Origin of the sequence: Achromobacter sp. Marseille-Q4954 (assembly GCF_943737025.1) — a bacterium.
GTDB classification, from domain to species: domain Bacteria; phylum Pseudomonadota; class Gammaproteobacteria; order Burkholderiales; family Burkholderiaceae_B; genus Achromobacter; species Achromobacter bronchisepticus_A.
The window spans coordinates 1,711,688-1,734,102 of record NZ_CALSFQ010000001.1 but is presented as its reverse complement, the minus strand read 5'-3'; the positions used below and the strand labels follow the sequence as shown (position 1 = coordinate 1,734,102).

At 66.8% G+C, this 22,415-nt stretch carries 25 protein-coding genes; 9 read left to right on the top strand and 16 right to left on the bottom strand.

What is annotated here, in order from left to right; translation table 11 throughout:
* The first annotated feature begins 24 nt into the window (after positions 1-24).
* Complete coding sequence (locus NGK62_RS08105) at positions 25-507, top strand: multidrug/biocide efflux PACE transporter (protein WP_059372966.1); 483 nt, start codon at positions 25-27, stop codon at positions 505-507.
* Here the strand turns inward: NGK62_RS08105 and NGK62_RS08100 are convergent.
* From NGK62_RS08100 to NGK62_RS08060, 9 genes are all read right to left on the bottom strand, one after another.
* Positions 482-1,132 (bottom strand): GntR family transcriptional regulator, encoded by a 651-nt coding sequence (locus tag NGK62_RS08100; RefSeq protein WP_251877968.1) that lies wholly within the window; start codon positions 1,130-1,132, stop codon positions 482-484. The genes NGK62_RS08105 and NGK62_RS08100 overlap by 26 nt on opposite strands.
* Entirely contained in the window at positions 1,132-2,097 is a 966-nt protein-coding gene (locus NGK62_RS08095; protein ID WP_059372969.1) for a branched-chain amino acid ABC transporter permease, read from the bottom strand. Before NGK62_RS08095 ends, NGK62_RS08100 begins: the two co-directional genes overlap by 1 nt.
* A gap of 1 nt (position 2,098) precedes the next feature.
* Entirely contained in the window at positions 2,099-3,001 is a 903-nt protein-coding gene (locus tag NGK62_RS08090; RefSeq protein WP_059373059.1) for a branched-chain amino acid ABC transporter permease, read from the bottom strand.
* A gap of 109 nt (positions 3,002-3,110) precedes the next feature.
* Entirely contained in the window at positions 3,111-4,316 is a 1,206-nt protein-coding gene (locus tag NGK62_RS08085) for an ABC transporter substrate-binding protein (protein WP_118932578.1), read from the bottom strand.
* 57 nt (positions 4,317-4,373) lie between these two features.
* Positions 4,374-5,093 (bottom strand): ABC transporter ATP-binding protein, encoded by a 720-nt coding sequence (locus NGK62_RS08080; protein WP_118932579.1) that lies wholly within the window; start codon positions 5,091-5,093, stop codon positions 4,374-4,376.
* Positions 5,086-5,841, bottom strand: coding sequence for an ABC transporter ATP-binding protein (locus NGK62_RS08075; protein ID WP_082401334.1), 756 nt, complete (start codon positions 5,839-5,841; stop codon positions 5,086-5,088). Before NGK62_RS08075 ends, NGK62_RS08080 begins: the two co-directional genes overlap by 8 nt.
* Positions 5,842-5,930: 89 nt before the next feature.
* Positions 5,931-6,842: a dihydrodipicolinate synthase family protein gene (locus tag NGK62_RS08070; RefSeq protein WP_059372975.1), complete on the bottom strand. Its 912-nt coding sequence runs from the start codon at positions 6,840-6,842 to the stop codon at positions 5,931-5,933.
* 285 nt (positions 6,843-7,127) lie between these two features.
* Positions 7,128-8,015, bottom strand: coding sequence for an alpha/beta hydrolase (locus tag NGK62_RS08065; RefSeq protein WP_059372976.1), 888 nt, complete (start codon positions 8,013-8,015; stop codon positions 7,128-7,130).
* A gap of 38 nt (positions 8,016-8,053) precedes the next feature.
* Positions 8,054-8,941 carry a LysR family transcriptional regulator gene (locus NGK62_RS08060; protein WP_118932581.1) on the bottom strand — a complete coding sequence of 296 codons (888 nt, stop codon included), beginning with the start codon at positions 8,939-8,941 and terminating at the stop codon, positions 8,054-8,056.
* A 97-nt stretch (positions 8,942-9,038) separates the two neighbouring features.
* Here NGK62_RS08060 and NGK62_RS08055 point away from each other — a divergent pair, with 97 nt between their 5' ends.
* Together NGK62_RS08055 and NGK62_RS08050 are read left to right on the top strand one after the other, a co-directional pair.
* A complete protein-coding gene (locus NGK62_RS08055; RefSeq protein ID WP_059372980.1) occupies positions 9,039-9,443 on the top strand; it encodes a CidA/LrgA family protein in 405 nt (134 codons plus the stop codon).
* On the top strand, positions 9,433-10,125 hold the full coding sequence (locus NGK62_RS08050; protein ID WP_059372982.1) for an LrgB family protein: 693 nt from the start codon (positions 9,433-9,435) through the stop codon (positions 10,123-10,125). Before NGK62_RS08055 ends, NGK62_RS08050 begins: the two co-directional genes overlap by 11 nt.
* An 8-nt stretch (positions 10,126-10,133) precedes the next feature.
* Here the strand turns inward: NGK62_RS08050 and NGK62_RS08045 are convergent, their stop codons facing one another.
* A complete protein-coding gene (locus NGK62_RS08045) occupies positions 10,134-10,778 on the bottom strand; it encodes a LysE family translocator (protein ID WP_059372984.1) in 645 nt (214 codons plus the stop codon).
* On the bottom strand, positions 10,775-11,698 hold the full coding sequence (locus NGK62_RS08040) for a DMT family transporter (RefSeq protein ID WP_118932583.1): 924 nt from the start codon (positions 11,696-11,698) through the stop codon (positions 10,775-10,777). The genes NGK62_RS08045 and NGK62_RS08040 overlap by 4 nt, the downstream gene beginning before the upstream one ends.
* A 193-nt stretch (positions 11,699-11,891) precedes the next feature.
* On the opposite strand from NGK62_RS08040, the gene NGK62_RS08035 reads away from it, so the two are divergent.
* From NGK62_RS08035 to fusA, 4 genes are all read left to right on the top strand, one after another.
* Positions 11,892-13,307 carry an aminotransferase-like domain-containing protein gene (locus NGK62_RS08035; protein ID WP_118932596.1) on the top strand — a complete coding sequence of 472 codons (1,416 nt, stop codon included), beginning with the start codon at positions 11,892-11,894 and terminating at the stop codon, positions 13,305-13,307.
* A gap of 38 nt (positions 13,308-13,345) precedes the next feature.
* Entirely contained in the window at positions 13,346-13,690 is a 345-nt protein-coding gene (locus tag NGK62_RS08030; RefSeq protein WP_059372991.1) for a protein tyrosine phosphatase family protein, read from the top strand.
* A 98-nt stretch (positions 13,691-13,788) separates the two neighbouring features.
* The gene (locus NGK62_RS08025) at positions 13,789-14,253 is read left to right on the top strand and encodes a universal stress protein (protein ID WP_013391481.1); all 465 of its coding nucleotides are present in this window, start codon (positions 13,789-13,791) and stop codon (positions 14,251-14,253) included.
* 269 nt (positions 14,254-14,522) lie between these two features.
* A complete protein-coding gene (gene fusA, locus NGK62_RS08020; RefSeq protein ID WP_059372992.1) occupies positions 14,523-16,634 on the top strand; it encodes an elongation factor G in 2,112 nt (703 codons plus the stop codon).
* A gap of 10 nt (positions 16,635-16,644) precedes the next feature.
* Here fusA and NGK62_RS08015 read toward each other — a convergent pair whose 3' ends face one another.
* Positions 16,645-17,601, bottom strand: a complete 957-nt coding sequence (locus NGK62_RS08015) for a DMT family transporter (protein ID WP_251877966.1) — start codon at positions 17,599-17,601, stop codon at positions 16,645-16,647.
* Positions 17,602-17,846: 245 nt separating this feature from the next.
* Between NGK62_RS08015 and NGK62_RS08010 the strand changes: the two genes are divergently transcribed.
* Positions 17,847-18,317: an Lrp/AsnC family transcriptional regulator gene (locus tag NGK62_RS08010; RefSeq protein ID WP_059372995.1), complete on the top strand. Its 471-nt coding sequence runs from the start codon at positions 17,847-17,849 to the stop codon at positions 18,315-18,317.
* Positions 18,318-18,345: 28 nt separating this feature from the next.
* On the opposite strand, the gene NGK62_RS08005 is transcribed toward NGK62_RS08010, so the two are convergent.
* Positions 18,346-19,155 carry an alpha/beta fold hydrolase gene (locus NGK62_RS08005; RefSeq protein WP_251877964.1) on the bottom strand — a complete coding sequence of 270 codons (810 nt, stop codon included), beginning with the start codon at positions 19,153-19,155 and terminating at the stop codon, positions 18,346-18,348.
* 128 nt (positions 19,156-19,283) lie between these two features.
* Between NGK62_RS08005 and NGK62_RS08000 the strand changes: the two genes are divergently transcribed.
* Positions 19,284-19,781 carry a YbaK/EbsC family protein gene (locus NGK62_RS08000; RefSeq protein ID WP_251877962.1) on the top strand — a complete coding sequence of 166 codons (498 nt, stop codon included), beginning with the start codon at positions 19,284-19,286 and terminating at the stop codon, positions 19,779-19,781.
* Between the two features lie 18 nt (positions 19,782-19,799).
* Here NGK62_RS08000 and NGK62_RS07995 read toward each other — a convergent pair whose 3' ends face one another.
* From NGK62_RS07995 to ybgF, 3 genes are read right to left on the bottom strand one after another with little or no spacing between them, the layout of a single operon-like run.
* The gene (locus tag NGK62_RS07995; protein WP_251877960.1) at positions 19,800-20,609 is read right to left on the bottom strand and encodes an ABC transporter ATP-binding protein; all 810 of its coding nucleotides are present in this window, start codon (positions 20,607-20,609) and stop codon (positions 19,800-19,802) included.
* A complete protein-coding gene (locus tag NGK62_RS07990; protein ID WP_118932587.1) occupies positions 20,606-21,649 on the bottom strand; it encodes a FecCD family ABC transporter permease in 1,044 nt (347 codons plus the stop codon). The genes NGK62_RS07995 and NGK62_RS07990 overlap by 4 nt, the downstream gene beginning before the upstream one ends.
* Complete coding sequence (ybgF, locus tag NGK62_RS07985) at positions 21,649-22,338, bottom strand: tol-pal system protein YbgF (RefSeq protein WP_013391489.1); 690 nt, start codon at positions 22,336-22,338, stop codon at positions 21,649-21,651. The genes NGK62_RS07990 and ybgF overlap by 1 nt, the downstream gene beginning before the upstream one ends.
* Positions 22,339-22,415 lie beyond the last annotated feature (77 nt).

Here is a 22,415-nt window from a genome sequence, read left to right as displayed (position 1 = left end):
GTATCAACCGACCGCAGGTGGGTCATGACGCAAGCCAAGAAATCCATTAAAGAACGTTTCCTCCACGCCTTTCTGTTCGAAATCATCGCCATCGGCCTGTGCGCCCCGGCGGCTGCCTGGGCCATGGGCAAGTCCCTGTTCGAAATGGGCGTGCTGACCGCGGTGATCGCCTGGATCGCGCTGGTCTGGAACATGATCTACAACGCGGGCTTTGACCGCATCGAGAACCGCATGGGCTGGACCCGTACGCTGCGGCTGCGCGTGGTGCATGCCTTCGGCTTCGAGCTGGGCCTGATCCTGATCGTGATCCCGCTGGCGGCCTGGTGGCTCAACATCAGCCTGTGGCAGGCCTTTGTGCTGGATATCGCGCTGGTGCTGTTCTATCTGCCCTACGCCTTCCTCTACAACCTGGCCTACGACCGCTCGCGGCCGCGGGTGCTGCAGTGGCTGGCCCGCCGCAAGGGGCAGGCCGCGCCGGCCGTCACGCGTCAATCACCTTGCGCGTGAACATCTCCAGGTAGTCCATCAGCGAGTCCGCGCCCTTGATGGCCGCGGACTCGTTGCCGGTGGCGATGCCTTCGGCCATCAGCATGTGGCGGCGCGCGCCTTCGGCGATGTCGCCCTCGTGCTGGTAGGCGTACCAGAAGCGGCGGCACTGGATGATCAGCGGCGCCACCGCGTTCACGGCCGAGGCGTTGCGGCAGGCCTGGTGGCAGACGTGGTCCAGCATCTGGTCGGCATGCATGTAGTCGTCGAGATTGCCGCCTTCCGCCGCCCGGATCATCTGCGTCGCGCAGTCCACGATCTGGCTGCGCTGCGCCGCAGTGGCGCGGCGCGCGGCGCTGGCGGCGATCAGCTGTTCCAGCGCCCGGCGGGTCTGGATCAGGTCCATGTGGTCCGCCAGCTGGATCATGGACACGCGCAGGCCGCGCCGCGGCTCCTGGCGTATCAGCCCGGCGGCCACCATGCGCAGCAGCGCCTCGCGCAGCGGCGTGCGTCCCAGGCCGGTCATTTCCACCAGATCCGCTTCCACGACCGCGCTGCCCGGCTGCAATTGCAGCGTGGCGATCATGCTTTCGATCTGGTCGTAGGCGACATCGGCGGCGCGCCGTTTGGATTCTGCTGCTGCCATCAACTATTGTTTTCCTTCGTTTTGCGCCACTGCGCGTAGGCCAGCCATTCGCCGACGAAGCCGCGCCGGAAGAACGACACGCACAACACGAAAATCAGTCCGATGACGATGGTGACGATGTCGCCCAGGGTGGCAAGGTAATTCTGCAAGCTGACGACCAGCGTCGCGCCCACCACCGGCCCCCATACCGTGCCGATGCCGCCCAGGAGCGTCATCAGCAGCACTTCGGTGGAAGTAGCGAGCGAAACGTCGTTCAATGCAACCAGCTGGAGCACCAGCGCCTTCAGCGAACCGGCCAGGCCGGCGACCGAGGCCGACAGCACGAACGCCAGCAGCTTGCACCGGTCTGTATCGTAACCTAGCGATATGGCGCGCGGCGCGTTGTCCCGGATGGTCTTGAGCACCTGGCCGAAGGGCGAATGGATCACCCGGTAGACGAACAGAAAGCCCAGCACGAAGACCCCCAGCGTGAAGTAATACATGTTGGCGTCCACGCTCAGGTCCACCAGGCCCAGGAACTTGCCGCGCGGAATGCCCTGCATGCCGTCTTCGCCGCGCGTCCAGCCCACTTGAACCGCCATGAAGTACGCCACCTGCGACAGCGCCAGCGTGATCATCGCGAAGTAGATGCCGGTGCGCCGGATCGCCAGCCAGCCGATCGCCCAGCCGATGGCCGCGGCCATGGCTACGCCGCAAGCGATGGCGATTTCGGGCGGCAGGCCGCGGGCGCCGAACAGGATCATCATTTCGCCGGCCGCATAGCCGGCCCAGCCGAAGAAGGCCGCATGGCCGAACGACACCAGGCCGGTAAAGCCGGTCAGCAGGTTGAAGGCCAACGCGAACAGCGCAAAGCACAGCACCTTCATGACGAACACGGGATAGACGATCTGCGGGAAAAGCGGCACCAGCAGGGCCGGCACCAGCAGCAGCGCCAGGATGCGGATCGAGGAGGGTATGCGCTGCACCTTATTTCTCCTTGCCGAACAGGCCGGCGGGGCGCGTCAGCAGAACGATGGCCATGACGATGAAGACGACTACCGTCGAGGCTTCGGGATAGAACACTTTGGTCAGCCCTTCCAGCAGGCCCAGGGTCAGCCCGGTGACGATGGCGCCCATGATGGAGCCCAGTCCGCCGATCACGACCACGGCGAACACGATGTTCAACAGGTTCGAGCCCATCAGCGGGTTGATCTGCATGACGGGCGCGGCCAGCACCCCGGCCACGCCGGCCAGCGCCACGCCGAAACCGTAGGTCAGGGTGATCATCACCGGTACGTTCACGCCGAAGGCCTGCAGCAGCTTGGGGTTCTCGGTGCCGGCGCGCAGCATGGCGCCCAGCCGGGTGCGTTCGAACAGATACCAGGTGGCAAGGCACAGCACCAGCGATGCCACCACCACGAAGGCGCGATAGGCGGGCAGGAACATGAAGCCCAGGTCGAAACCGCCCTGCAGAACCTCGGGCGGCTCATAGCCCACGCCCGAGATGCCGTAGAAGTAGCGAAAGCCTCCTTCCATCATCAGCGCGATGCCGAAGGTCAGCAACAGGCCGTACAGGTGGTCCAGGTGGTACAGGCGCTTGAGCAGCGTCTTCTCGATCACGACGCCCACCAGTCCCACCAGCAGGGGCGCCAGGATCAGCGCGGCCCAGAAGTTGATCTGCACGCCCGGCCCCAGCAGCTGCGGCAGCTGGGTAAAGCCGATCCAGGCCAGAAAGGCCGCCATCATGAACTGGGCGCCGTGTGTGAAATTGACGATGTTGAGCAGGCCGAAGATGATGGCCAGCCCCATGCTGAGGATGGCGTAAAAGCAGCCGTTGATCAGGCCCACCAGCAGTTGGGCGAGCAAGGCGGAAAGCGAGATGTCGAACATGGTAGGCGGCGGGCGGAAAGGTGTCGCGTCGATTTCCGGGAAGCGCGCGGCGATGCGCCGCGGCCATGGCAGCCGGCGCCGCACGCCATGCGTGCGGCGCGTGGCGGCATCAGGTCTTGTTCAACGAGCACGCGGCCTGGGGCTTGGGGAACACGTCCTCGCCCTTGAGCACCGACTTCACGTTGTAGTAGTCCCAGGGCGCCTTGGATTCCTTGGGCGTCTTGACCTGCAACAGCAGCATGTCGTGCACCAGCGCGCCGTCGGCGCGCAGCTTGCCATTGCGGATCACGGCGTCGTTGATGGTCATCTCGCGCAGCTTGGCCATCACGGCCGGCGCATCGTCGGTGCCGGCGGCTTCGATCGCCTTCAGATAGGACAGCGTGGCCGAATACACGCCGGCCTGCGAAGCGGTCGGCATCTTTTTGGCTTTCTCGAAGAATTTCTTGGCCCAGGCGCGCGAGGCATCGTCATAGTCCCAATAGAAGGCTTCGGTCAGGTACATGCCCTGCGCCTTGGCCAGGCCCATGCTGTGCACATCCGAGATGTAGGTGAGCAGCGGCGCCACGATCTGCTTCTTGTTGATGCCGAATTCGTTGGCCTGCTTGACTGCGTTGACCGTGTCGTTGCCGGCGTTGGCCAGCGCGATCACGTCGGCCTTGGAGGCCTGCGCCTTCAACAAGAACGAAGAGAAGTCGTTGCCGGGGAAGGGATGGCGCGACACGCCCACCACATTGCCGCCGTTTTCCTGGATGACTTCGGTGCCGTCCTTTTCGAGCGAGTGGCCGAAGGTGTAGTCGGCGGTGATGAAGTACCAGCTCTTCTTGCCTTCCTTGACCAGCGCGCGCGCGGTGCCGGCGGCCAGGGCGTAGGTGTTGGTGGTCCACTGCGCATTCAGCGGCGAGCACTTCTCGCCCAGGATCGCGGTGGACAGACCGGCCGACGGCATGGTCACGCGGTTCTTCTGCTTGGCGATTTCCATCACCGCCAGCGCGGTGGACGCGGTGGGGAAGTCGGTGATCATGTCGACCTTGCCCTGGTCGAACCATTCGCGGGCCAGGTTGGCGGCGACGTCGGGCTTGTTCTGGTGGTCGGCGGAAACCACTTCCACCGGCTTGCCCAGCACCTTGTTGCCCATTTCCTCGGCGGCCATGCGGGCCGCGATCACGGAGCCGTTGCCGGCCAGGTCGGAATAGACGCCGGACAGGTCGGTCAGGACGCCGATCTTGACCACGTCATCGCTGATCTTGGTCTGGGCCTGGGCGGCGCCGATCATGCCGACGGCGAACAGCGCTGCTGAGATTCGATTCAATTTCATCTGACTACGCTCCGTGTAGGAAGGGGACTGCGGTCGGAAGGAATGCGTCTGGAAAACTCAAATGCCGAGCAGGGCGTTCAGCCTGTCCTGCGATTGCAGGACTTCGGCGCGGTCTATCACCGCCACCACCTGGCCGTGCTCGATGACGTAATGGCGGTCGGCCAGGTGCTGGGCGAAGCGGAAGTTCTGCTCGACCAGCACGGTGGTGTAGCCGCGCTCTTTCAATTGCCGGATCACGCGGCCCAGGGACTGCACGATGACGGGGGCCAGGCCTTCGGTGATTTCGTCCAGCAACAACAGGCGGGCGCCGGTGCGCAGGATGCGCGCCATCGCCAGCATCTGCTGTTCGCCGCCCGACAGCCGCGTGCCGGGGCTGTGCGCGCGTTCTTTCAGGTTGGGGAACATGTCGTAGATCTCTGCCACCGACATGCCGTCCGGCCCCACCGAGGGCAGCAGCATGAGGTTTTCCTCGGCGGTCAAGGATGCATAGATGCCGCGCTCTTCAGGGCAATAGCCGATGCCGCGGCGCGCGATCTTGTGGGGCGGCAGGCCGACGGTCTCCTGGCCCTGGATCCTGATCGAGCCGCTGCGCCGGCCCACCAGGCCCAGGATGGACTTCAGCGTGGAGCTGCGGCCCGCGCCATTCCTGCCCAGCAGGGTCACGCATTCGCCCGGCTTCACGTCCAGGTCGATGCCGTGCAGGATGTGCGATTCGCCGTACCAGGCGTGCAGGTTGCGGATTTCCAGCATGCTGGAGGCTGCGGCGGCTTCATTCATCTTCGGCTCCCATGTAGGCTTCGCGCACCGCCGGGTTTTCCGATACGGTCGCGTAGGGGCCTTCGGCCAGGATCTCGCCCCGCTGCAGCACGGTGATGGTGTCGGAGATGTCCGCCACCACTTTCATGTTGTGTTCGACCATAAGGATGGTGCGGCCGGCGCTGACCTGCTTGATCAGGTGCTTGACCCGGTCCACGTCCTCGTGGCCCATGCCTTGCGTGGGTTCGTCCAGCAGCAGCAGCTCGGGTTCGAGCGCCAGCGTGGTGGCGATCTCCAATGTGCGCTTGCGGCCATAGGGCAGGTCGCCCGCGGCCACGTCCAGATGCGTACGCAGGCCGACCTGGTCCAGCAGTTCCTCGACGCGGTGATGCAGGCTTTCCAGCGTGCGTTCCGAACGCCAGAAGCAATAGTCCACGCCCAGCTTGCGCTGCAGGGCCACGCGCACGTTCTCGCGCACCGACAGCTGCGGAAAGACGGCAGAGATCTGGAACGAGCGCACGATGCCGCGACGCGCGGTCTGCGCGGGGCGTTCCTGCGTGATGTCCACGCCGTCGTAGAGGATCTCGCCGCGCGTCGGGATGTGGAACTTGGTCAGCAGATTGAAGAAGGTGGTCTTGCCCGCGCCGTTGGGGCCGATGAGCGCGTGGATGGCGCCGCGGCGCACGCTCATGTCGACGTTGTTGACGGCGACGAAGCCGCGGAATTCCTTGCTCAGGCCCCGGGTCTGAAGAATGATGTCGCTTTGCATGATGTCCGTTGGGCTTGCTGGGGACAGGCCCTGGCGCGTCGCGGTCCCGCCACGCGCCAGGAGGTTCGTGCTTCTTCCGGAGCCCGGCCTTACTTCGACTGGTACTGCGCGGGGCGCTTGGCCAGCGACGCCTGGATGATGGCGGCGCAGCGTTCGCGTTCGGCGCCGGCCAGCGGCAGGCGCGGGCGGCGCACGTGCTCATTGCCGACGCCGGCCAGGGTCTCGGCCAGCTTGATGTTCTGCACCAGCTTGGTCGACACATCCAGATGCAGGAGCGGCGTGAACCATTGGTACAGCGCAAGCGCTTCCTGCCACTTGCCCGCCTTCATCAGGTCGTACAGGGCCACGGTTTCGCGCGGGAAGGCGGTGACCAGCCCGGCCAGCAGGCCGTCCGCGCCCAGCGCCAGCGCCTCGAACGACAGGTCGTCCACGCCGATGAACAGCTGATAGCGCGTGCCCAGCGCGTTGCGCAGGTCGGTCAGGCGGCGCACGTCGTCGCTGCTTTCCTTGATGGCGACCAGCCATTTGCAGTCGGCCAGTTCGGCCATGTGCTCGGGCTTGAGATCGACGCGGTAGGCGACGGGATTGTTGTAGATCATGCAGGGCTTCTGCGCGGCTTCGGCCATGGTGCGGATGCTCTGCATCGCTTCGCGCGAGTCCGCCACGTAGATCAGCGAGGGCATCAGCATGAAGCCGTCCACGCCCAGTTCCACGGCGGCCTTGATGAAGCGCAGCGCTTCGCGGGTGCTGGTCTCGGACACGTTGGCCAGGACCGGAATGCGGCCGGCGCTGACTTCCACGGCGCAGCGCGTCACTTCCAGCTTTTCTTCAAGGCTCAGGGTGCTGGCTTCGCCCAGCGAACCGCAGGTGACCAGGCCGTGTACGCCGTTGTCGATCAGGAAGCCGAAGTGCTTGCGCATCGCCTCGAAGTCGAGGGTCTCGTCGGCATGGAACTTACTCGTTACGGCAGGGAAGACGCCCTGCCAATGCACGTTACTCAACTGGCTTCTCCTCAAGATGCCGTCGCTTCAATGGCGGAGCGGCGAGCAGGTGCAAAGTCTAATATCTGATAAATATATTTAGAAGATATTTTGATTTGGGGATTTCCCGGGGCGGGTCAACCCGGAGGCGGAGGCAAGCCGATGCGCGATTTCTGGGGATGAGCGGGAAGCGTGCGCCTTGCGCGCACGGGCAAGGCAGGCGTCGTGCTTGCCGGCGGCCGTAGAGAGGTCCGGATGGAGGCGAGGGAGAGAGGCAGCCCAGGCCGGGCTGGCGGACTGCGGAGGCTAGCCGGCCTTGCGCGGATACGCGCGGCTCGCGTCCTGCATGAAGGTCTTCACCGCGGTCTCGTATTGCGCGCCGCTGCGGAAGGCGCCGGAATGCGAGGCGCCTTCGATCTTGACCAGGCGTTTGAGCTCGGGCGCAACGTTGCCTGCGGCGGCGTAGAGCTCGTCGCTCATGGTGTGCGGCACCACGCGGTCGGCGGTGCCGTGCATGAACAGCATGGGGGTGCGCATGCGCGCCAGCTTTTCCACGGAAGCGAACGGTTGCGTGACCAGCAGGCTGGCGCCAGGCACCTTGCCCCAGCGCAGCGTGGCCAGCATCGCGCCGATGCTGGTGAAGCTGGATTCCACGATCAGGCCGGCGAATGCCGGCTGGTCGGGGCGCGCGGCCAGGTCGATGGCGATTGCGCCGCCCAGGCTATGGCCGTAGATGAAGCGGCGCGCCGGATCGGGCTGGATGCGCGCCAGCTCCTTCAGCCCGGCCACGGCGTCTTCCAGCGCGCTTTCCTCGGACGGCAGACGCGGGGTCGACGCGCCGAAGCCGCGGTAGTCGATGGCGAGCACGGAATAGCCCATGCGCGTCCAGCCGTCGATGCGGAAGGCGCTGCCGTTCAGATTCCAGCGTGCGCCATGCAGGTACAGCACGGTGGGCGCGCCGGCTTGAGGGCTTTGCCAGTACCAGGCGCGCACCTTGTCGCCGCCTGCCAGCGTCAGGTCATAAACCTGGGTGCCGGCGGCGGGTTCGCGCCACCAGGTCTGCGGTTCGGACTGGGGGGAGAAAATAGTCTGCCGCTGCCAGGAATCGAGCTGGGTGCAGCCGACCACGCTGGCGCCTGCAAGCAAGGCAACGGCGAACAGGCGGCGGGGAGAAAGGCGGGGTAGGGCTGGCATGGATAGTCTGACCCGGGCGGGGCGGCTGGGTTCCGGCATCAGCATACTTCGGGATGGACTTCCCGGGTCAAGGCCAGCCAGGCTTGGGCGGCATGCGACAGGTAGCCGCCGCGGCGCCACACCTGCACCATCTCCCAGTCCGTGCCGGCATCGCGCAGCGGCACGCGCGCCACGCCGGCGTGCAGCTCTTCGCGGGCCTTCAGGCGCGGCAGGAACGCCACGCCCAGGCCGGCCGCCACCAGCGCCGCGATGAAATCGATCTGGCCGCTGCGCGCGGCCACGGTGGGGGAGAAGCCGGCGCGCTGGCAGGCGTCGTGGATGATGCGGTTCAGGGCGAAGCCGGTCTCGAACAGAATGAAGGGCGTGTCCCGCAGATCGCTCAATCCGACCGTTGCGGCGTGCGCCTTGGGGTGGTCGGCCGGCATCAGCGCCACCAGCGGCTCGCGCGCCACGGGCTGCCATTCGAAGATGTCGGGCACCGGTTTGAGCGAGGCGGCCAGTTCGATCTCGCCAGCCATCACCATTTCCTCCAGGCGGCGGCTGCCGTGTTCCACCAGGCTGATTTCAATCTGCGGATAGCGGCTGCGAAAGCGCGCAAACATGGGGGCGAACAGGGTGCTGCTGCCCAGCGGCGGCAGGCCCAGGCGCAGCACGCCGCGCTTGAGCCCCTTCAGTTCGTCCAGTTCGGCGTACAGATCATCGCGCTGCGCCAGCATGGCCACGGCGCGGCGGTAGACGATTTCGCCGGCCGCGGTCAGCCGCGGCGGCTGGGCGTGGCGGTCCAGCAACGGCATGCCCAGTTCGTCTTCCAGCTGGCGCACCGCTTTGCTGACGGTGGGCTGGGTGGCGAAGACGGCCCGGGCGGCTTGAGAGAAACCGCCCTGGCGGACCACTTCTACCAGGGCGCGCAACGGACGCAGTTCCATGTTTATGCCTATCTGGAATAACTTGAATTCATCGAATTCATTTTATCTATGAGCACCGTAGGCGTAAAACATCTGCATGCCGCAGGAACTTCGTCTCATGTCTCGCCCACGCCTCGCCCTTCTTCTACGCAGCACGCTGCGCCGCAGCCGCGTGCTGCAAATCTGTCTGCTGGTCCTCTTCTCCTTGCTGGGTCAGGCGTTGGCCCAGTTGCTGGGTCTGCCCGTGCCGGGCGGCGTCATCGGCATGGCGCTGGTGCTGGCGCTGCTGGCCACGCGCCGCCTGCGGGTGCGCAACGTGCATCGCGGCGCCAGCTGGCTGCTGGGCGAGATGCTGCTGTTCTTCGTGCCCGCCGTCATGTCGCTGCTGGACCACCGCGAATTCCTGGGCGTGCTGGGCTTGAAGCTGCTGGCCGTCATCCTCCTGGGCACGGTTCTGGTGATGGCCGGCACGGCATTGACCATTGATCTCTGCTATCGCTGGATGAATCGCCATGCCAGCTGATTTCAATCTGCTGTTCTGGCCCGCCGCGACGGTGCTGGCCTATGTCTGCGCGCGCCTGTTCTACCGGCGCTATGCCTACTGGTGCACGTCGACCCTGGTGGTGGCGCCCGCGCTGCTGCTGGCGCTGGCGCTTGCGCTGCACACCGGCTACCGGGACTACATGGCGGGGTCGCACTGGCTGATGGCGATGTTGGGCCCGGTCATCGTGGCCTTCGCGCTGCCCTTGTATGAACAGCGCGCGCTGATCCGCCGTTACTGGCCGGTGCTGGTGGCGGGCGTGGCGGTGGGCAGCCTGATCGCAGGCGCCAGCGCCTGGATGCTGGGCAGCCTGCTGGGCCTGTCGCCGGACCTGCGCCTGAGCCTGCTGCCGCGTTCGGTGGCCACGCCGTTCGCGGTGGCCGTGTCGTCGCACGTGGGCGGCGTGCCGGACCTGACGGCCGTCTTCGTGATCGTCACGGGCGTGTTCGGCGCGGCCCTGGGCCAGTTGATGCGGCGCTGGCTGCCGCTGCGTTCGGCGCTGGCGCGCGGCGCGCTGTTCGGGATGGGCGCGCACGGCGCCGGAACGGCCAAGGCCCGCGAACTGGCGGCCGATGAAGGCGCCGTCGCGGGCCTGGTGATGGTGATGGCGGGGCTGTTCAATGTGCTGGTCACGCCCGCCGTGGTTGTGGGGTTGCTGGCCTGAGCGCCGCGTCAGTGCAGCATTTCCAGCGCTACCGGATACAGCGACGCCACCAGCAGCAGCGCCATGCCCACATTGAAGGCGCGGATCGCCCAGGGCTTGTGCAGCACGCGGCGCAGCGCCGTGCCGAAGGTCACCCAGATGCCGATGCTGGGCAGGTTGACGATGCCGCAGACGACGGTGGCGATCACCAGATTGGCGAAGAAGCCATTCTGCGGCGTGTAGGTGGCGATCACGCCCACGGCCATGACCCAGGCCTTGGGGTTGACCCATTGAAAGGCGGCGGCCTGCAGGAAGGTGAACGGCTTTCCGCGCGCCTCGCCGTCGTCCATTTCGCCCGAATTCGCGATCTTCCACGCCAGGTACAGCAGATAGGCCGCGCCCGCGTACTTCAGCACGGTGTAAAGCTGCGGCACCTGCTGGAACACAGAGCCCAGCCCGATTCCCACCAGGAAAATCATGAAGGTGAATCCCAGGTTCACCCCCAGCAGATGCGGCACGCTGCGGCGGAAGCCGAAGTTCAGGCCGGACGAGGCCAGCATCACGTTGTTGGGTCCGGGGGTAATGGAACTGACCAGGGCGAACATGGCCAGCGGGCCCAGCAGGGACAGGGACATCAGGGGCACGTCGGCCCAGTTGGAGGGGAGCAGATTCATTCTTTGGTCCTGACGATGGCGCGGCGTCCGCCGGCGATAACGGCGATCACGGCAGCCGCGAAGACGTACGTCGCCGGCTCCACGGATTCGCCAAACAACAATGCGGCCGCCACCACCGTCAGGAACGGTTGCAGCAACTGCACCTGGCCGACCCGGGCGATGCCGCCCACGGCCAGGCCGCGATACCAGGCAAAAAAGCCCAGGAACATCGAACCCAGCGCCAGATAGGCGCTGGCGTAGATCACCGGGGCGCTGGGCCAACTGGCCTGCTGCGCCGCCATCCAGCCGACCGGCGCGGCCACCACGGGCGCGCTGATCACCAGCGCCCAGCAGATGGTGCGCCCGCCGCCCAGCGTGCGGGAAGCGCGCGCGCCCTCGGCGTAGCCCATGCCGCCCAGGACCACGGCCAGCAACAGCCACAGATAGCCCGGCTGCAGGGCGCCTTCGCCCTGGCGCAGGGCATAGGCCGTCACCAGCGCGGCGCCCAGCACGGCCCAGGCCCAGAAGGCGGGCGAGGGGCGCTCGCCGCTGCGCAGCGCGGCAAAGGCCGCGGTCGACAGGGGCAGCAGCCCGTTGAAGACGGCGCCCTGCGACGCGGGCACGGTCTGCATGGCAAGCGAGGATGCCAGCGGCCAGCCCACCACGATGCCCAGCGCGGCCAGGATCACGCCCGGCCATTCCTCGCGGTTCGGGCGGCGCGCGCGCGTCAGCCAGAGCACGGCGATGGCCGGCACCGCCGCCAGCAGTGCCCGGCCCAGTCCCACAAGCAGCGGCGCCAGCTCGCCGACGGCCAGGCGGGTCATGGGCAGCGTCAGGGAAAAGACCAGCACCCCCAGAAAGCCATAGCCGTACCCCTCCCACAGCCCAGCGGGCGCGCCAGGCGCAGCCTGGGAGGTCGGATAGAAAGCGGGACGGGTCATCACAGCCACCAAGGTTGGGAACGCCGCGGGCATCGCGCCCATCCGCTATTGCGGGTTTTCGGCATTGCTGTCACTCTACGCATAGTTATCGGTACAGTACCGGTACACTTTTGCATATCACTTTACTTACTGGCCTGGTGAAATCCCCATGACAGTTGCCGCCGCCGCGACCTCCCCCATGCCCTGGCAACCCGTGCGCCAGGCCGACGCCACCTTGGTGACACAGCTGGCCGATGGGCTGGCGCGCCGCATCGATGAACAGGGTCTGCGGCCCGGCACCCGGCTGCCGTCGATCCGCAAGATGGCCGAACAGTCGGGCGTCAGCCGCTTCACCGTGGTCGAGGCCTACGACCGCCTGGTGGCCCGCGGCCTGGTGCAGTCGCGGCGGGGCGCGGGGTTCTTCGTGCGGGCGCGCAGCGGCCACCTGGCCGCCGTGGCCAGCGCGGCGCCCGCGGCGTTCACGCCGCCTGCCCGGATCGATGTCGCCTGGCTGTTGCGCAGCATGTTCCGCGACACCAACCCTTCAGGCATGCCGGGCGGCGCAGGGCTGCTGCCGGCGGACTGGCTCGACCCCGAGATGGTGGCGGGCGCGGTGCGCGCCGTGGGCCGTTCGGTGCGCGGCCATCTGGTCAGCTATGGCCACCCGCAGGGCTTCGCGCCGCTGCGTCAGCAGATCGCCGCCTTCCTGCAGAACGATGGCGTGCCTGCGCATCCGGAACTCAACCTGCTGACGACCAACGGCGTCACGCACGGCCTGGACCTGATCGCGCGGCACCTGGTCAAACCGGGCGACACCGTGCTGGTCGAAGACCCGGCCTGGTTCGTCATCTTCGGCCGATTGGCCGCCTTCGGCGCGCGCCTGATCGGCGTGCCGCGCGGCCCCGACGGCCCCGATACGGCGCTGCTCGAACAGCTGGCTGCCCAACACAAGCCCAAGCTCTTCATCATCAACAGTTCCGTGCACAACCCCACCGGCCACACGTTGTCGGCCGGCGCCGCCTACGACATCCTGCGCATCGCCGAACGCCACGATTTTCTCGTGGTCGAGGACGACACCTACGGCGAACTGCATCCGGGCGGCGCCATGAAGCTGGCCGCGCTGGACCGCCTGAAACGGGTGATCCTGGTGGGCGGTTATTCCAAGATGCTGGCGGCCAGCCTGCGCGTGGGCTATCTGGCGGCGAATCCGGACATCCTGCAGAAGCTCGCCGACCTGAAGATGCTGGCCGGCCTGACCTCGCCCGAACTCGGCGAGCGGGTGATCCACCGGGTGCTGATGGAAGGGCAGTACCGCCGCCACATCGAGCGCGTGCGCCTGCGGGTGGACGACGCCCGCCAGCGCTGCCTGAAAGGGTTGCTGAAACTGGGGTTGACGGTGCACCACGAGCCGCACGCCGGCATGTTCGTCTGGGCCGATTACGGCCGCGATACCGAGGCGCTGGCGCGCGTGGCGGCCGACCACGGCATGCTGCTGGCTCCGGGCACGCTGTTTTCCCCGTCCCAGGCGCCGTCCACGATGCTGCGCTTTTCGGTCACGATCGCCGATCATCGCGGCGTCTGGACCGATCTGGAAAAAATCTTCGCGCAAAACGCCTCCAGCAATCAATAATAGAAAGCTGTCTCTTTGAAGCCATTGAAGGAACCGCCATGTCCGCACCCATCAAACCCCTGACCCAGAATTTCGCCGTCGCGCCCCAGCTCGGCCCGGACGACATGGCGGACGTCGCCGCCGCCGGCTACAAGAGCGTGATCATCAACCGTCCCGATTTTGAAGGCGGCCCGGACCAGCCCACCGCCGCGGACGTGTCCAAGGCCGCCGTGGCCGCCGGCCTGCAGATCGAATACCAGCCCGTGGTGGGCAGCGCCATGACCGCCGCCGACGTGGTGCGTTTCGCCGAGCTGCTGCGCACGCTGCCGGGCCCGGTCCTGGCGTACTGCCGCACCGGCACCCGCTGCACCAATCTGTTCGCCGCCGCCCAGCAGCTGGGCTGATCGCGCTTGACGCGCGTCAAGGCGCGCCGGGTTCGGTTGATGTGAACCTGGCGCGTTTCCGGTAGCATGGAGGTACCTCACAAACAGGAGCAGGCAAGATGTTCAAGAAGATCCTGATTCCCACCGACGGTTCTCCGCTCTCGGCCCAAGCCGCCAATGCCGGCATTTGCTTTGCGCGTTCCGTGGGCGCTGAAGTCGTCGCGCTTTACGTGACCCAGCCTTTCGCAGCCACGATCGGCTTTGACGGCATGGCTGCCGCCTACGCCATCACCGACGAAGACTACGAAAAGGCCTCCGCCGAGCAGGCCGACAAGTACCTCAAGCAGATCACCGACCGCGCCGACACCGCCGGCGTGAAGTCCGAGTCGCGCGCCGTGTCGAACTTCAACGTTGCCGACGGCATCGTGCAAGCCGCCGCCGACGCCGGCTGCGACCTGATCTTCATCGGCAGCCACGGCCGCAGCGGCCTGTCGCGCCTGCTGCTGGGCAGCGTCACCGCCAAGGTTCTGTCGCTGGCCAGCACCGCCGTGCTGGTGTACCGCGTCAAGGAAGAAAAGAAGTAGCCTGCACGGTACGCCGCTGCGGGCAGCCCCTGAGGCTCGCCCCAGGCTGGTGCATGGCAAACGAGCCCCTCCCGTTGGAGGGGCTTTTTTTATCCTTGGCCCTTGCAGGGACTAGGCTTGTTTCTTGTCGCGCCGCGCGTAATATTTACGCATCAGTGCGGGCGCGGTTCCGCGATTCTCAAGCACCCTACGCGGCATGGCGCCCGCCGCGGCAAGGCCCGGTCGGGCTTGCCGTCTTCGCCCGGTAGTTCACTGCAAGGGAAGAGGCCATGACTCGCAAGACGCGTATCGAGCTTTACCGCAATATCGGCATCAGCGCCCACATCGACGCGGGCAAGACGACGACCACCGAGCGCATCCTCTTCTACACCGGCATCACCCACAAGATCGGCGAGGTGCATGACGGCGCCGCCGTGATGGACTGGATGGAGCAGGAACAGGAACGCGGCATCACCATCACGTCGGCCGCCACCACCGCCTTCTGGAAGGGCATGGCGGGCAACTATCCCGAACACCGCATCAACATCATCGACACGCCGGGCCACGTCGACTTCACCATCGAGGTCGAGCGTTCCATGCGCGTGCTGGATGGCGCGGTCATGGTCTACGACGCCGTGGGCGGCGTGCAGCCGCAATCCGAAACCGTCTGGCGCCAAGCCAACAAGTACAAGGTGCCGCGGCTGGCCTTCGTCAACAAGATGGACCGGGTCGGCGCCGACTTCCTGCGCGTGCAGCGCCAGATCGCCGAACGCCTGAAGGGCGACGCCGTGCCCATCCAGCTGCCGGTGGGCGCCGAGGACCATTTCGAAGGCGTGATCGACCTGGTCAAGATGAAGGCCATCATCTGGGATGAGGCCAGCCAGGGCGTGCGCTTCGAGTACCGCGACATTCCCGCCTCGATGCAGGCCCAGGCCCAGGAATGGCACGACAAGATGGTGGAGAAGGCCGCCGAGGCCAACGAAACCCTGTTGGAAAAATACCTGTCGGGCGAACCCTTGACCGAGGATGAAATCAAGCAGGGCCTGCGCATGCGCACGGTCGCCAACGAGATCGTGCCGATGCTCTGTGGCAGCGCGTTCAAGAACAAGGGCGTGCAGGCCATGCTGGACGCGGTCATCGACTATATGCCTTCACCCGTGGACGTGCCCGCGATCAAGGGCCACGACGTGCGCGATCATGAAATCGAACGGCATCCCACCGACAACGAGCCGTTTTCGGCCTTGGCCTTCAAGATCATGACCGACCCCTTTGTCGGCCAACTGGTGTTCTTCCGTGTTTATTCGGGCGTGGTGAAATCGGGCGACTCGGTCTTCAATCCCATCAAGGAAAAGAAGGAAAGGCTGGGCCGCATCCTGCAGATGCACGCCAACGAGCGGCGCGAGATCACCGAGGTCTACGCGGGCGACATCGCGGCGGCCGTGGGCATCAAGGACGTCACCACTGGCGACACGCTGACCGATCCCGCCCACATCATCATCCTGGAACGCATGGTGTTTCCGGAGCCCGTGATTTCCCAGGCCGTGGAGCCCAAGACCAAGGCCGACCAGGAAAAAATGGGCATCGCGCTGGGCCGCCTGGCGCAAGAGGATCCGTCGTTCCGCGTGCGTACGGATGAAGAGTCCGGCCAGACCATCATTTCCGGCATGGGCGAGCTGCACCTGGAAATCCTGGTCGACCGCATGAAGCGCGAGTTCGGCGTCGAGGCCACGGTGGGCAAGCCCCAGGTCGCGTACCGCGAAACCATACGCAAGACCTGCAACGAGGTCGAAGGCAAGTTCGTCAAGCAATCGGGCGGGCGCGGCCAGTACGGCCATGTGGTGCTCAAGCTGGAACCGCAGGAGCCCGGCAAGGGCTATGAATTCGTCGATGCCATCAAGGGCGGCGTGGTGCCGCGCGAGTTCATTCCGGCCGTCGACAAGGGCATACGCGAAGCCCTCAATGCCGGAGTGCTGGCGGGCTATCCGGTGGTGGATGTGAAGGCGACGCTGTTCTTCGGCTCGTACCACGACGTGGACTCGAACGAGAACGCCTTCAAGATGGCGGGCTCGATGGCCTTCAAGGAAGGCATGCGCCGCGCCGATCCGGTGCTGCTGGAACCCATGATGCAGGTCGAGGTGGAAACGCCCGAGGACTTCACCGGCAACGTCATGGGCGACTTGTCCTCGCGGCGCGGCATGGTGCAGGGCATGGAGGACATCGCGGGTGGCGGCGGCAAGCTGGTGCGCGCCGAAGTGCCGCTGGCCGAGATGTTCGGGTACTCCACCTCGCTGCGCTCGCTGACCCAGGGGCGTGCGACCTACAGCATGGAGTTCAAGCACTATGCCGAGGCGCCGCGCCAGGTGGCGCAGGAAGTGATGGCGGCTCAGGGCACCGGCCGTTGAGCCGTCCGCTTCAGGCCGGGGCGGCGGCCGTGGCCGCCGCCGCGCGCATGCGCGACGAGGCCAGCTTCACGCCCAGCAGGATCATCACGAAACCGTAGGCATGGAACAGCTGCGGGGCTTCGCCCAGCAGCGGCCAGGCCAGCAGCGCGGCATAGACCGGCACCAGGAACATCGACAGCCCCGCGGTGGCCGGCCCGGCCTGGCTGATCAGGCGGCCGTACACGTAGTACGCGCCCAGGCTGGGCACCACCGCCAGGAACAGCAGCACCGCGGCCAGTCGCGGATCGCCCCAGGGCGGCGTGGCGCCGGCCGCGGCCTCGATCGCGGCAAAGGGCGCCAGGGCCAGCACGCCGCCCAGCATCATGGCGGCCAGCCGGGCGCTGTCCGGCACCGCGGGCAGACTCAGCCGCTTCTGCAACACGGTGTAGAAGGCCCAGCCAGTGGCGGCCAGCAGCACCCAGAGATCCCCTTGGCCGAAATCCAGGCGGGCCAGCGTCTGCGCGTCACCGCGCGCCAGCACCACCAGTACGCCGCCCAAGGCCAGCGCCAGGCCCGCGCCGCGCAGGGCGGACAGCGGCTTGCGCCAGATGATGGCTTCCAGCAGCGCCACCAGGATGGGGCTGCACGAAAAGATCAGGGCGATGTTGGTCGAGCTGGTGTTTTGGGCGCCGATGTATTGCGGCGCCACGGCCACGCCCATGCCCAGCACCGCCAGCGGCGCCAGCGACGGCAGGGCGCGCCACAAGGTCTTGCGATGCGCGCGCAGGGCGGGCGCGGCCAGCGGCAGCAGGATCAGCAGGGCGATCAGCCAGCGGCCGAAGGCCAGGAACACGGGGGGGAGGTTGGCATCATGGGCCCAGCGGGCCGCCACCATGTTGGAGGCGAAGAGCGCCGGAGCGGCCAAAAGCATGGCGGTGCCGGAAAGGCCCAGGCCGGTTCTTGCGGGTGCTGCTGCTGCGAGAGACATGGTTTCCTGCCGTGCGGATCGGCGCGCGGCGTGCTGCGTTGATACTGCCGGCGTCTGCGCCGGGTTGTGCCGCAGCGTGGACGCCGAAATCGGACGGGCGGGATAGGTGACCGTCTTGCAGGAGAGTCTACGGGCAGGAGGGCAAAATAGGTTTCCTGATTCACGCCGTATTTGCTGATTCAGGAAAATATCTGTCTTGTAAAATTGGTTTTTCCAGGGAAAATATCTTTTCTATCGGCCTTCCCATGTCCACATCGCCCAAAATCGACGAAACCGACCGCAAGATCCTGCGCGCGCTGCGTGCGGACGGGCGCCTCACCAACCTGAAACTGGCCGAGCAGGTGGGCCTGTCGCCCACGCCTTGCTGGAACCGGGTCAAGGCGCTGGAGGAGGCGGGCGTGATCGAGGGTTACGCCGCCCTCTTGAACCAGAAGGCGCTGGGCTTGCCGGACACCGTCATGATCGAGGTGACGCTGGAACACCACGATGACGACACGCTGGCGCGCTTCGGCGAAGAGATCACGCGGCTGCCGGAAGTGGTCGAGGCCTTTCTCGTGACGGGCGAGTATGACTATCTGATCAAGGTGGCGGTGGCGGGAACCGAAGGCTACGAGGAGTTCCTGCGCAAGCGGCTCTACAAGCTGCGCGGCGTGCGGCACAGCCGTTCCACCTTCGTGTTGCGGCGTCTGAAGCACACGCCTTCGGTCGAGCCCTGAGGCGTGCCACGGCCGGGCAGCGCCAGCGTCAGCCGTTGATGAATGCCCCGATCGCGCCGTTGAAGGCGCGCGGATTGCCCAGGTTCATGCCGTGCGACGATCCGGTGATCGTCACGCGCTGCGCTTGCGGCAGCCATTGCGACAGGGCATCCAAAACGGCCGGATAGGGCGCGGGGCTGAGCGCGCCGCCAATCAGCAGGGTCGGCAGCTTCAGCGTGCCGATCTGCCCGGGCGTCAGCGCTTCGGGCTTTTCCTCGGCCTGCCCGAACAGCGTGCCGACGTTGTCGCGCACCATTTCCTTGAACCACGGCACCATGCGTTGCCAGGTGTCGGGTCCGGTGACGGTATCCACGAACAGCGCCAGGCCATCTTCGATCTCGCCGTCGCGGATGAGCGCCAGCGCGCGCTGGCGAAAGCCCCCGCGCAGGTCGTCGTCGCCGGGCAGCGGCAGGCCCGGATCGGCCAGGGTCAGGCTGCGCAGCGCGGCAGGCTGCTGCAATGCGGCCTCCAGCGCCACGCGGCCGCCGCGGGAGTGGCCCACCAGATGGGCCGGTTCGCCTGCCACCGTATCGATGAACTCCAGCACGTCGCTGGCATGCTGTTCGACTGAAAAACCCTCGCCTTCGCCGTCCCAGGTTTCGGGCCAGTAGCGGCGCAGGCAGACCGCCAGCACGCGGAACGACTTGCCCAGCGGCGCCATCTGCGACTTCCAGTAGCGGCAGTCGGACAAGGAGCCGTGCACCAGCACCAGGGGCGCACCGCTGCCGTACTCGGTGTAGGACATGGCGTAGCCGCCGATCAGGGCGGTTTGCAGGGGCAGGACGGGTTCGGAACGCATGGGTGTCGTGTGGGAAAGCCAGGAGCGCATTCTAGCCCGCAGGCGCCGCGCCTCCGCGCTGATAAACTCGTTTCCGATGTCCCGGCGCGCTGGCCGCGCCTATTTCCCAACTCAACGGAGCCGTCCCGATGTCGCCTGAGTCCCTTGCCGCCTTGCCCGAATCCGCCCAGCGCGTCGCGCGCCTGCTGCTGGAACTGGGGCATGACAAGCCCGTGGTCGTCCTGCCGCAAACCGGCAAGACCTCGGCGGAAGCGGCGGTGGGGCTAGGCTGCGAGGTCGCGCAGATCGCCAAGTCCATCATCTTCCGGCGCGCCTCGGATGACGCGCCGGTGCTGGTCATCGCCAGCGGCGCGAACCGAGTGGACGAGGCCAAGGTGGCCTCGCAGGTGGGGCCGCTGGCCAAGGCGGACGCGAAGTTCGTGCGCGACATGACCGGCTATGCGATCGGCGGCGTGTGTCCCATCGGCCATGCGGTCAAGCCGGTGATGCTGCTGGACGCGGATCTTTTCAACTACGACAGCCTGTGGGCTGCCGCGGGGCATCCGCATGCGGTGTTCAACCTGACGCCGCGGCAACTGGCGGACATGACCGGCGCGCCGGTCGTGGACGTGGCGCTGCGCGCCTGACATCGCGCCGTCCCGCGTTCAGTGCGGGCGCGCTTGCAGCCCGTCGATCAGCACCTGCCGCAGGCCGCGCGAGCAGGCCTCCACCCGTCCTTCCACCCCGTAGACCGCCGCCAGCGATGCCGGCGTGATCACGTCCGCCGGCAGGCCCGCCGCGTGCAGCCGGCCGTCATGGATCATGACGGCCCGGTCGGCGTGCTGTAGCGCCACGTTCAGGTCATGCAGCACGATGACGCTGATCAGGCCGTGTTCCAGGGTTTCCTGCCGCAGCAGCTGCATGACGTGGAACTGGTAGTTCAAGTCCAGCGCTGACAGCGGTTCGTCCAGCAGCAGCACGCGCGGGTGGCGGATCAAGGCCTGCGCCAGTCCCACCAGCTGCTTCTGTCCGCCGGACAGCGAATCCAGGTACTGCAAGGCCAGATGGGCAATGCCCAGGCGCTCCAGCAGCCGGTCTATGGCTTGCATGTCCACCGGCGTACCCAGGCCGTCGCCCGCCTTGGCCGCCACCAGCACGGATTCGAACACCCGCAGGTGCACGGCCGCGGGCAAGCCCTGGGGCAGGTAGACCACGTGGCGCGCGCGTTCGCCGAAGCTCTGGCGCAGCAGGTCGCGGCCGTCCAGCGTGACCTGTCCGGCGCGCACGCGGACCAGGCCCGCCAGGGTCTTGAGCAGGGTGGATTTGCCGCTGCCGTTGGGGCCGAGCAGAGCGGTCACCTGGCCGGCGGGCAACTCGGGTATCGACAGCGCATGCAGCACGTCCGAGCGTCCGTAGCCGGCCGTGAGGCCGCGCACGGATAGCGTCGTTGCGGTAGCGGTGCGCGGCGCGGTCATGGCATCTGCCGGCGCAGCACCACCGACGCGAAAAAGGGTATGCCGACCAGGGCGGTCACGATACCCACCGGCACGACCACGCCCGGCATGAGGTTCTTGGAGGCGATCGACGCCAGTGACAGGATCACCGCGCCTACCAACGCGCTGCCCGGCAGGAAGTAGCGGTGGTCCTCGCCGAACAGCCGCCGCGCAATGTGCGGCGCGACCAACCCGATGAAGCCTATCGTGCCGACAAAGGCCACCGCCAGCGCCGACAGCAGGCTGACCCGGGCCAGCGCCGCAACGCGCACGCGGCGCACGTCCACGCCGAAGCTCGCGGCGCGGTCCTCGCCCAGGCGCAGCGCGGTCAGTTTCCAGGATTGGCGCATGGCCAGCGGCAGCGCCACGGCAAAGGCCGCCGCCAGCACGCCGACCGTGGTCCAGCTGGAACGCGACAAGCTGCCCATGGTCCAGAACACCAGGTTCTGCAGCGCCTCGGCGCTGGCCATGAACTGCACCAGCGACACCAGCGCATTGAAGGTGAACAGCATGGCGATGCCGAACAGCACCACGCCCGAGGTATTCATGCCGCCCCAACGGGTCACGGCGTCCAGCATCAAGGCCGCCAGCAGCGCAAACAGGAAAGCGTTGCCGGCCACCAGCCAGCCAGCGGGAACGCCGGGCAGGCCCAACTGCAGCACGATGGCCAGCGAGGCGCCAAAGGCCGCGGCGGACGACACGCCCAGCGTAAATGGGCTGGCCAAGGGGTTGTTCAGGATGGTCTGCATTTCCGCGCCCGCCATCCCCAGCGCCATGCCGACCAGGGCGGCCATCAACGTCGACGGCAGGCGGATGTCCCACACGATGACTCGGGTGGTCGGATCAGCCGCGCCGGGTGCAGTGAGCGTCTGCCACAGTTCGCCCCAGGGCAGGCCCGAGGGGCCGACGGTGAAGTCGGCCAGCAGCGCAATGAAAAGCGCCGCCAGCAGCAGGGCGATAAGCCCTGCCCGGCGGCGCAGGATGTGCCGGTATGCGGCAACCGCGCTCGCGGCAGGCGGCATTACTGCAGCAGCTGCAGACGGCTCTTGGCCGTGCTGGCGGCCGGCGTGGTCGGGTAGTCGCGAACAATGCGCTGCAGCGTCGTCTTGGCGCCGGCGCGATTGTTCATTTCGATCTGGCTGCCGGCGATGACCAGCAGAGCATCCGGCGCGCGCGCGTTGTCCGGGGCCTTCTGGACCATGGCGTTCAATTGCTCGATGGCGCCCTTGAAGTCCTTCAGCGCATAGCGGCTGCTGCCCAGGTAAAACTGGGCGCTGGGCGCGAGCTGGCTGGCGGGGTACAGGGCGGTGAAGGCGGCCAGCGATTCGGACGCTTCCTTGTACTGGCCCTTGCGGAACAGGTCGATCGCGCCGTCATAGGCGGCCTGTTCCTGGGGGTCGCCGGCGGAGGCTCCCGGCGGATTGGCGCTGCCCGCCGCGCCGCCCGGCTTGGCCGAGGGCTGCTGGCGCGACACCAGTTCGAGCTGGTCGCGCAGTTGGGCGACTTCCTGCTGCAAGGCCTGGATCTGATCGGCCAATTGCAGCTTGGCGCGCTGGCTTTGTTCGTTCTGCTGCTGCACCTGTTGGCGCAAATCCAGGATGGCCCGGCGGGCCTCATCGTCGGAAAAAGCGTGGGCGGGCGCCGCAAGGGCCGCAAGCACCAAGCCGGTGGCCGCAATCAGAGGACGCAGGGACAGAACGTTATCGCGCATGAAAATTCCCGGGTATAAAAACAAACGTCGGGACGGCCGGTTGACCGTCCCGACGCGTGGTAGGGCTCTAGACTATA

Excerpts from the sequence above, each read along its gene's own strand:
- NGK62_RS08060 (WP_118932581.1), bottom strand. The coding sequence starts at position 8,941 with ATGGAACTGCGTCCGTTGCGCGCCCTGGTAGAAGTGGTCCGCCAGGGC.
- NGK62_RS08025 (WP_013391481.1), top strand. The coding sequence starts at position 13,789 with ATGTTCAAGAAGATCCTGATTCCCACCGACGGTTCTCCGCTCTCGGCC.
- ybgF (WP_013391489.1), bottom strand. The coding sequence starts at position 22,338 with ATGCGCGATAACGTTCTGTCCCTGCGTCCTCTGATTGCGGCCACCGGC.
- NGK62_RS08030 (WP_059372991.1), top strand. The coding sequence starts at position 13,346 with ATGTCCGCACCCATCAAACCCCTGACCCAGAATTTCGCCGTCGCGCCC.
- NGK62_RS08085 (WP_118932578.1), bottom strand. The coding sequence starts at position 4,316 with ATGAAATTGAATCGAATCTCAGCAGCGCTGTTCGCCGTCGGCATGATC.
- NGK62_RS08055 (WP_059372980.1), top strand. The coding sequence starts at position 9,039 with ATGTCTCGCCCACGCCTCGCCCTTCTTCTACGCAGCACGCTGCGCCGC.
- NGK62_RS07990 (WP_118932587.1), bottom strand. The coding sequence starts at position 21,649 with ATGCCGCCTGCCGCGAGCGCGGTTGCCGCATACCGGCACATCCTGCGC.
- NGK62_RS08040 (WP_118932583.1), bottom strand. The coding sequence starts at position 11,698 with ATGACCCGTCCCGCTTTCTATCCGACCTCCCAGGCTGCGCCTGGCGCG.
- NGK62_RS08010 (WP_059372995.1), top strand. The coding sequence starts at position 17,847 with ATGTCCACATCGCCCAAAATCGACGAAACCGACCGCAAGATCCTGCGC.
- NGK62_RS07995 (WP_251877960.1), bottom strand. The coding sequence starts at position 20,609 with ATGACCGCGCCGCGCACCGCTACCGCAACGACGCTATCCGTGCGCGGC.
- NGK62_RS08080 (WP_118932579.1), bottom strand. The coding sequence starts at position 5,093 with ATGAATGAAGCCGCCGCAGCCTCCAGCATGCTGGAAATCCGCAACCTG.
- NGK62_RS08100 (WP_251877968.1), bottom strand. The coding sequence starts at position 1,132 with ATGGCAGCAGCAGAATCCAAACGGCGCGCCGCCGATGTCGCCTACGAC.
- NGK62_RS08045 (WP_059372984.1), bottom strand. The coding sequence starts at position 10,778 with ATGAATCTGCTCCCCTCCAACTGGGCCGACGTGCCCCTGATGTCCCTG.
- NGK62_RS08065 (WP_059372976.1), bottom strand. The coding sequence starts at position 8,015 with ATGCCAGCCCTACCCCGCCTTTCTCCCCGCCGCCTGTTCGCCGTTGCC.
- NGK62_RS08075 (WP_082401334.1), bottom strand. The coding sequence starts at position 5,841 with ATGCAAAGCGACATCATTCTTCAGACCCGGGGCCTGAGCAAGGAATTC.
- fusA (WP_059372992.1), top strand. The coding sequence starts at position 14,523 with ATGACTCGCAAGACGCGTATCGAGCTTTACCGCAATATCGGCATCAGC.
- NGK62_RS08050 (WP_059372982.1), top strand. The coding sequence starts at position 9,433 with ATGCCAGCTGATTTCAATCTGCTGTTCTGGCCCGCCGCGACGGTGCTG.
- NGK62_RS08105 (WP_059372966.1), top strand. The coding sequence starts at position 25 with ATGACGCAAGCCAAGAAATCCATTAAAGAACGTTTCCTCCACGCCTTT.
- NGK62_RS08090 (WP_059373059.1), bottom strand. The coding sequence starts at position 3,001 with ATGTTCGACATCTCGCTTTCCGCCTTGCTCGCCCAACTGCTGGTGGGC.
- NGK62_RS08000 (WP_251877962.1), top strand. The coding sequence starts at position 19,284 with ATGTCGCCTGAGTCCCTTGCCGCCTTGCCCGAATCCGCCCAGCGCGTC.
- NGK62_RS08015 (WP_251877966.1), bottom strand. The coding sequence starts at position 17,601 with ATGTCTCTCGCAGCAGCAGCACCCGCAAGAACCGGCCTGGGCCTTTCC.
- NGK62_RS08005 (WP_251877964.1), bottom strand. The coding sequence starts at position 19,155 with ATGCGTTCCGAACCCGTCCTGCCCCTGCAAACCGCCCTGATCGGCGGC.